Origin of the sequence: Nitrosomonas sp., assembly GCF_040256045.1 — a bacterium.
Classification (GTDB): Bacteria; Pseudomonadota; Gammaproteobacteria; order Burkholderiales; family Nitrosomonadaceae; genus Nitrosomonas.
The window spans coordinates 22,079-29,346 of record NZ_JBDZWD010000028.1 but is presented as its reverse complement, the minus strand read 5'-3'; the positions used below and the strand labels follow the sequence as shown (position 1 = coordinate 29,346).

The 7,268-nt window shown below is 46.6% G+C and carries 6 protein-coding genes; all 6 read right to left on the bottom strand.

The genetic code is table 11. The annotated features are described in order from the left end of the window. Window positions 1-384: 384 nt before the first annotated feature. Window positions 385-1,302: a septal ring lytic transglycosylase RlpA family protein gene (locus ABUL11_RS06940; RefSeq protein ID WP_350283138.1), complete on the bottom strand. Its 918-nt coding sequence runs from the start codon at window positions 1,300-1,302 to the stop codon at window positions 385-387. A gap of 4 nt (window positions 1,303-1,306) precedes the next feature. Then, complete coding sequence (gene rodA / locus ABUL11_RS06935) at window positions 1,307-2,416, bottom strand: rod shape-determining protein RodA (protein WP_350283137.1); 1,110 nt, start codon at window positions 2,414-2,416, stop codon at window positions 1,307-1,309. Between the two features lie 110 nt (window positions 2,417-2,526). Next, entirely contained in the window at window positions 2,527-4,404 is a 1,878-nt protein-coding gene (gene mrdA / locus ABUL11_RS06930) for a penicillin-binding protein 2 (RefSeq protein WP_350283136.1), read from the bottom strand. Beyond that, window positions 4,401-4,952 carry a rod shape-determining protein MreD gene (gene mreD / locus ABUL11_RS06925; RefSeq protein ID WP_350283135.1) on the bottom strand — a complete coding sequence of 184 codons (552 nt, stop codon included), beginning with the start codon at window positions 4,950-4,952 and terminating at the stop codon, window positions 4,401-4,403. The genes mrdA and mreD overlap by 4 nt, the downstream gene beginning before the upstream one ends. Next, the gene (mreC, locus tag ABUL11_RS06920) at window positions 4,909-5,811 is read right to left on the bottom strand and encodes a rod shape-determining protein MreC (RefSeq protein ID WP_350283134.1); all 903 of its coding nucleotides are present in this window, start codon (window positions 5,809-5,811) and stop codon (window positions 4,909-4,911) included. Before mreC ends, mreD begins: the two co-directional genes overlap by 44 nt. A 285-nt stretch (window positions 5,812-6,096) precedes the next feature. Continuing rightward, window positions 6,097-7,158 carry a rod shape-determining protein gene (locus ABUL11_RS06915; protein ID WP_350283133.1) on the bottom strand — a complete coding sequence of 354 codons (1,062 nt, stop codon included), beginning with the start codon at window positions 7,156-7,158 and terminating at the stop codon, window positions 6,097-6,099. Between the last annotated feature and the right edge of the window lie 110 nt (window positions 7,159-7,268).

Here is a 7,268-nt window from a genome sequence, read left to right as displayed (position 1 = left end):
TGGTGCTCTAAAGCAGGCTCGAACTGGTGGCAAAAATCATCTATGAGACAAAAAAGTTCGGTTAAACTATCCATGAGCGTCTCCTGAATGCGATTGATTTGTTTGTAGAAACATAATCTTACGCAAAAAGGCGGGCGCTCACTTCCTCTTTTCTTATCCCGAACTCAGGTTAAAGGAGTAATATCGGCCAGAATCAAAGACTACAGACTGAGAACCCGAGCCAATCCCGCATTTTACGGTTTGCACGAGCAAGCTACCGAACCCGTGTTGGGTTTTTTCAAGTTTTCAACAGAAATAATGCGGTAAAAGACAGGAATCTGTGATCAAACCTACTTGCATTGCCTTTTCTCGATCTAGACCCCAAGCCTGACAGATTGCCAATAATCAGTAAGTATGCTGCACTAATATCGGTTCTGGAGATCCGGCTGTAGTAATGATATTTGCTGTTCGGTTAGCAGCCTCTAAATTAGGAAACGGCCCTACGAGTATCTTATGCAATCCACTTGTCTGATTGATACGAGTTTGCTGGGTAATCGAAGGAAATTCTGACCTCAGTTGCGTCAGGTAAGATTGCGCATTATGTGCTGATTCGAATGCGGCAAGCTGCAAATAAAATTTTCCATTATCCTTGCTGGAAGCTACTTTTGACTCTCCACTCGTTTGTTTCCGCGTCATAACAGGAGGATCAGCACTGCCGAAACGGCCGGGAATGATACTTTCAACCTCTACTCGAGCACTCCCATCCGCCAAGACACCAAGTTTATAAGCCGCCACATAAGACAGATCAATGAGACGATTTTCCAGAAATGGGCCTCTATCATTGATACGAACGACTACAGAGCTTCCATTCTGCAAATTTGTAACACGCACATAACTTGGTATAGGCAAGGTCGGATGAGCCGCGGTCATGGAATACATATCATAAACTTCTCCGGAGGCTGTACGTTTACCGTGATAGCGCTTACCGTACCATGAAGCATGACCATGAGCCTTATAAGGCTTGAGCGAAGTCATGGGGGTGTAGGTTTTGCCCAACGCAACATAGGGGCGCATCGTAGTAGTTTTCAGAGGTTCGATACGAGGAACTGCATCAGAAATGGAATCAAGGTTTGAAGGAGGATCCCGCTCCGGGCCATCATCAAGATAATATCCTCCTCCCGTTTTGACAGGTGAATGTGATGATTGCCCCAATCGTGGAGTATTGCTGCAGGCAGAAACCATGAGCGCCACCATGATAACAAGAAGAGCAAACAGCGTATTTTTATCCGTGACTGTAAAACAGAAATCAAAATTTATTTTCATATTTTTATGTTTTAACAAGCTTTGGATGGGTATGAATGCTCATCAGAATTCCAAACCCCAGCAATATAGTAACCATGGAAGTTCCGCCGTAACTGATGAGCGGCAGTGGTATCCCCACAACGGGCAAAATACCGCTTACCATACCCATATTGACAAACACGTAAGTGAAAAAAGTCAAGGTAATCGATCCGGCAACCAACCTTGTAAACCGTGTTGGCGCTCTTGCCGTGATCACCAGGCAACGTCCGATTACTATCAAGTAAAGCGACAGCAACAAACTGTTACCAATCAGCCCGAATTCTTCCGAAAATACCGAAAAGATGAAATCTGTACTGGGTTCGGGTAGAAAGTCAAGCTGGGATTGGGTGCCTTTCAACCACCCTTTACCTGAGATTCCTCCTGACCCAATAGCAATACTGGATTGTATCGTATGATAGCCGGCACCCAAAGCATCTTGTGAAGGGTCAAGCATGGTCATGACCCGCTTGCGCTGATAATCATGCATACCGAAAATCCAGAGTAAAGGCAGGCTCACCGCTACTGCAACCGCCAGGCCGACTATGATCTGCCACGATAAACCCGCCAAAAAAATCACATAAAAACCACTGATCAGAATAAGTAAAGCAGTACCCAGATCAGGTTGGCGCGTAATCAATAAAACTGGCAGCAGTAAAATCAGCACTGCCACAACATAATCACGCCAGCGCAGCGTGATGTGGGTCTTGTCGAAATACCATGCCATCATGAGTGGGGCTGCGATTTTGAGCAGTTCCGAGGGCTGGATATTAGTAAACCCAAGATTCAGCCAGCGACGCGCTCCATTTTGCACCTCACCAAACAACGCTACGGCAACCAGCAGGATTATACCCAGTACATAAATGGGAAAGGCAAGCCGCATGATCCTCTGGAGCGGAATGTTGGCTACTATCCACATCACCACAAATGCAACAACCATGTTGATCAGCTGGCTGATTACCCGGGTAAGGTTCCCACCGGTAGCGCTGTACAGCACGATTAATCCGGTCAGCATAAGCAGAAAAATCCCGGCAAGCAGGAAATTATCGATATAGCGAGTAAAGTAGTACCCTATTTTTTTGATATCGAGAGTGATCATATTGTGACCAAAATCCTGAAATTCACAGCTGATCGCCAGAATTTACGGCAATCATGAAATCATTTCCTTCATTGCCGGAATAGAGCCGCTGCGAGAGCGGCATATATTCTTTATCCTGCCTTCTCTGCAGGTTCAGGCATTCTTCCCAGAAAAAAATAATCCAGTACCTTACGTGCAATAGGTGCCGCAGTTGATCCACCTGAACCACCGTTCTCAACCAACACCGTTAGAACGATTTTCGGATCATCAACAGGTGCAAAAGCTGTAAACAAGGCATGATCGCGATGCCGCTCATCAATTTTACTGGCATTGTAACGCTCCCCTTGCTTAATATTGATCACTTGAGAAGTACCGGTTTTACCAGCAAAAGTGTAAGCTGCATTGGCACCAGCCCGGGAAGCCGTACCGCCAGAGCGTGTCACATCTGTCAACGCCTGTTTGATATAATCCAGATATTCCTGCTTCAAATTGAGCCTATACATTTCTTCTACAAAATTATCCTCAACAAGTTGCTTGTAGTGATCTACCTGCTGTTTAACGAAATGAGGCTTGTAAGCCTTGCCATCATTGGCCAGCAGCATCATTGCAAAGGTCAGCTGAAATGGAGTAGATAAATTGAATCCCTGACCGATACCCACCGAAATAGTATCGCCCGGCAACCAGTTCTGTTTGAATCGTTTCTTCTTCCATTCCGGCGAAGGCAGCAGTCCACGGACTTCTCCGGGGATATCGATACCGATTTCCCTACCAAAACCAAATTGTCCGATGAAATTATGGATATTGGTAATACCCAGATCGTGGGCAAGCATGTAGTAATAGGTATCACAGGAGATTACCAGAGATTTATGCAAATCAACCCAGCCATGCCCCCCAGGTTTCCAGTCGCGAAAACGATGCGAACTGCCGGGCAAACTGAAAAAACCGGGATCATTGAATGCGTAACGAACAGAACGTTTACCCAGCTCCAGTCCGGCCAGTGCCATAAATGGTTTAAAAGTGGAACCGGGAGGGTACACACCGCGCAATGCGCGATTGTTCAACGGCCTGTCAATGGATTCATTGAGCAAACGCCAGTTGGCATGATCGATGCCATCAACGAATAGATTGGGATCAAAACCCGGTTTGCTGACAAAGGCAAGGATTTCCCCATTGGAGGGATCCAGAGCAACCAAAGCACCGCGGTAATCCCCAAAAGCCTGTACGGCTGCCTGCTGCAGACCAATATCGAGAGAGAGTGTAAGATCATTCCCGGCAGCCGGCGCAACTCGGGATAAGGTACGTACAGGACGTCCAACAGCATCCGTCTCAACCTGTTCAAAACCCGTCTGCCCATGTAAAGCACTTTCGTAGCTCTTCTCGATACCAATACGGCCGGTGTGTGTAGAACCACGGTAATTCTTGAGCCGTTTATCAGCTTCAAACTGTTCCAGATCCCTGTCATTGATACGACCAATATAGCCAATCACATGAGAAACCAATTCCCCCTTCGGGTAGTGTCTGAGCGGATATGCCTTGATATCCATCCCTGGAAAACGATATTGATTTTCCGCAAAACGGGCCACTTCGATGTCTGTCAGCCGGGAACGTATGGGCAGACTCTTAAATCGAGTACTTTCTCGTTTTAACTTGTTGAAGCGCCTGCGATCTTCGGGTGTAATTTCAACTACGGTTGCCAGCTCATCAATAGCTGACTCGAGATTTTTAACCTGATCGGGAATTATTTCCAGAGTATAGGCCGTGTAATTCTGGGCCAGAATTTCTCCGTTGCGATCAAATATAAGTCCTCGGTTAGGGGTCAGTGGCTGAATAGTAATGCGATTTGCTTCTGCAAGCGTCGTATAGTGCTCGCCCTGTGATACTTGCAGATAGAAAAAACGGCTAAACAACAAGCCGAACAAGATCACAACAATGACCGCACAGATAGCCAATCTGACACGAAAAAGAAAAATTTCTCGCGTATGATTACGAAGTTCTACGGTATCGTTCATATCTCATCAGGTTCGATTTGCTGTTTTCGAAAACTCCCCAACAAAAATATGAACAGGGGCCAGCATAGTGCTCCAGTCACACTACTAAGAAAAAAATACCACTCAGGAATATAAGTACCCGCCAGAATTCCGGTCAGAAATACCATCGCCTGGCCCAGTAAAAGTATCCATAAAACAGCGGGAATTTGCCGGAAAGCACTGAACAGCCGCAAGCGCCGATGCAGAATCAAAGCAAAAAATGTAATTAGACAATAAGCAACTGCGTGTTGCCCCATGATACTGGTATCGATAACATCCGTTACCAGCCCGCACACAAAGGCAACACCCATACCTGCCTGTTGTGGCTGATGAATATTCCAGTAAAGCAGTGTCAAAGCTACAAAATCCGGGCGTAGAACTAGTATCACCTTATCAAACGGCATTAGATTGACTAACACCGCCATTATCAGATTCAGATAAACCAGCGATTTTTTTGCAGGAAGAGAAAATTCTTGGGCAATGTAATCATGCCCCGTGATTCTTGGTTTGCCGGTTTTTCTGGGGTGCATAGGACTCAGGGTTATCTGAAATTTCCGGAGTTGGCACAGAATCGATCAGGATGAGCACCTGTCTGTGACGATCCACACCCGCTACAGGAACACATATAATACGCGCAAACTTATGTGAGCGATCATATTCGATATGAGCCACCCGCCCTACAGGTAAGCCAGGTGGGTAAACGCCTCCGATCCCTGAGGTAGTCAATAAATCACCTTCCCTGATATCTGTATTGATCGATAAAAAACGCAACTCCAGCTCGCTGTTTTTGCCCGCCCCGGAGATCACTGTTCTCAAACCATTACGATCGATCTGCACAGGAACCATATGATTCTTATCTGTGATCAATGTCACTTCCGATGTCCCGGGAAGAACCCGTGTCACCTGCCCGATCACACCGAGATCGTCGATAACGACCTGCCCTGGTTTGACTCCATTCGAACTTCCCTTGCCCAATGTTATCTTGCGACTGAAAGGATCACGCGGGATATAAAGTATCTCCGCCAGAACTGTCTGAATTTCTGTTTGCCTGGCAGCTCCAAGTAGTGCGCGCAAATGCTCATTCTCACTGGCCAATGTCTGTAACCGGAAGAAATCATGCCGACTGGTCAGGTATTCACGCCTGAGATAATCAATTTCCTTGATTAGCTTAAAGTCTGAAATATACCGATCCACCTTCTCCTGCAAAGAAAAAGGCAGGTACGCCAGTTTCTGCAACGGAGAAATAACGATCCCGATCACACGCCTTACTTCAGCAATAAAATCTGATCGGGAATCCGCGATCATTATAAAAATGGATAGCAACACAAAGAAAAACAACCGTGTCAGCGGGCTTGGGCCTGCCTTAAAGAACTGCGGGGGAGTTTGCATGTAGCCTCTCAGTATCTCTAGTTCCTGTACCCCAAACCAATAAATCGGGACAGATGCCTGTGAACAGGACTGATAACATCCAGGAATTTTAAATAAATGACATAAATTGTCAGTATATCAAAGCTCCTGGACACAGGCACCACGCAGTAAAGCCGCTAAAGGAAAACTGGAACTAGAAACGGTCAGCTTGTATCACCAAACTCTCCATTTCATCAAGTCGGCCATCAGGATTTGCAAAGAAAGGCAAGCCATATCTGTAACCAGACACGCTCACCCAAGAGTATATTAATAGTCTCTGGCAAAGATTCCGACTGAATGATCAATACTCTCCAGAGCGATTCCCGCACCACGCACAACACAAGTAAGTGGGTCATCAGCAATAATGACAGACAATCCTGTCTCCTCCATCAGCAGACGATCGATATCATGCAACAATGCACCGCCCCCCGTCATCACCATCCCCATTTCCGCAATATCGGAACCAAGTTCAGGAGGCGTTTGCTCCAAAGCTGTTTTAACCGCACTGACAATACTGTTCAGTGGTTCAGCCAGTGCCTCTAAAATTTCATTACTGGAAATCGTGAAACTGCGTGGGATACCCTCAGCCAGATTACGTCCTTTTACCTCTATTTCGCGGACTTCTGAGCCCGGATAGGCAGAGCCGATCTCTGACTTGATAATTTCTGCTGTAACCTCGCCGATCATGATTCCATAATTACGACGGATATAGTTAATGATCGCTTCATCGAACCTGTCACCTCCCACTCGTACCGAATTAGAGTAGACAACCCCGCCCAGTGAAATCACTGCAACTTCGGTGGTACCCCCGCCAATATCGACCACCATACAACCGGTTGGGGTTTCAACAGGTAAATCAGCCCCCAGCGCAGCAGCCATGGGTTCTTCGATTAACTCAACCTTGCGCGCACCTGCTCCGTAAGCCGCCTCTCTAATGGCACGCCGCTCCACCTGAGTCGAACCACAAGGCACTGAAATGACAATTCGCGGATTTGCAGAAAACAAGCGAGGAGGGTGGGCTTTTCTAATGAATTGCTTGAGCATCTGTTCGGTCACGGTAAAGTCGGCAATGACACCATCCTTCATCGGTCGAATTGCTGTAATGTTTCCCGGGGTCCGGCCTAGCATTTGTTTTGCTGCCTGCCCTACCTGCTGGATCATACGTTTACCACCTGGACCACCTTCATGGCGTATGGCAACTACTGACGGTTCATTCAGCACGATGCCATGACCGCGAACGTAGATCAGTGTATTGGCTGTGCCAAGATCAACCGCCATATCCGTCGAGAAATAGTTACCCAGAAAATTGTTGTTCAGGAAGTTAAGCATGACGGGTCCGGTATATTATTGCTCGGCAGGAACTTTGTAAGTCCCGACCTTGTAACAAGCGCCACAAATATATAAAAATATACGTTTAACAGGTGTGCATGATACTCTAT

Coding starts and splice junctions, on each gene's coding strand:
- ABUL11_RS06940 (WP_350283138.1), bottom strand. CDS start 1,302: ATGAAAATAAATTTTGATTTCTGTTTTACAGTCACGGATAAAAATACG.
- rodA (WP_350283137.1), bottom strand. CDS start 2,416: ATGATCACTCTCGATATCAAAAAAATAGGGTACTACTTTACTCGCTAT.
- mrdA (WP_350283136.1), bottom strand. CDS start 4,404: ATGAACGATACCGTAGAACTTCGTAATCATACGCGAGAAATTTTTCTT.
- mreD (WP_350283135.1), bottom strand. CDS start 4,952: ATGCACCCCAGAAAAACCGGCAAACCAAGAATCACGGGGCATGATTAC.
- mreC (WP_350283134.1), bottom strand. CDS start 5,811: ATGCAAACTCCCCCGCAGTTCTTTAAGGCAGGCCCAAGCCCGCTGACA.
- ABUL11_RS06915 (WP_350283133.1), bottom strand. CDS start 7,158: ATGCTTAACTTCCTGAACAACAATTTTCTGGGTAACTATTTCTCGACG.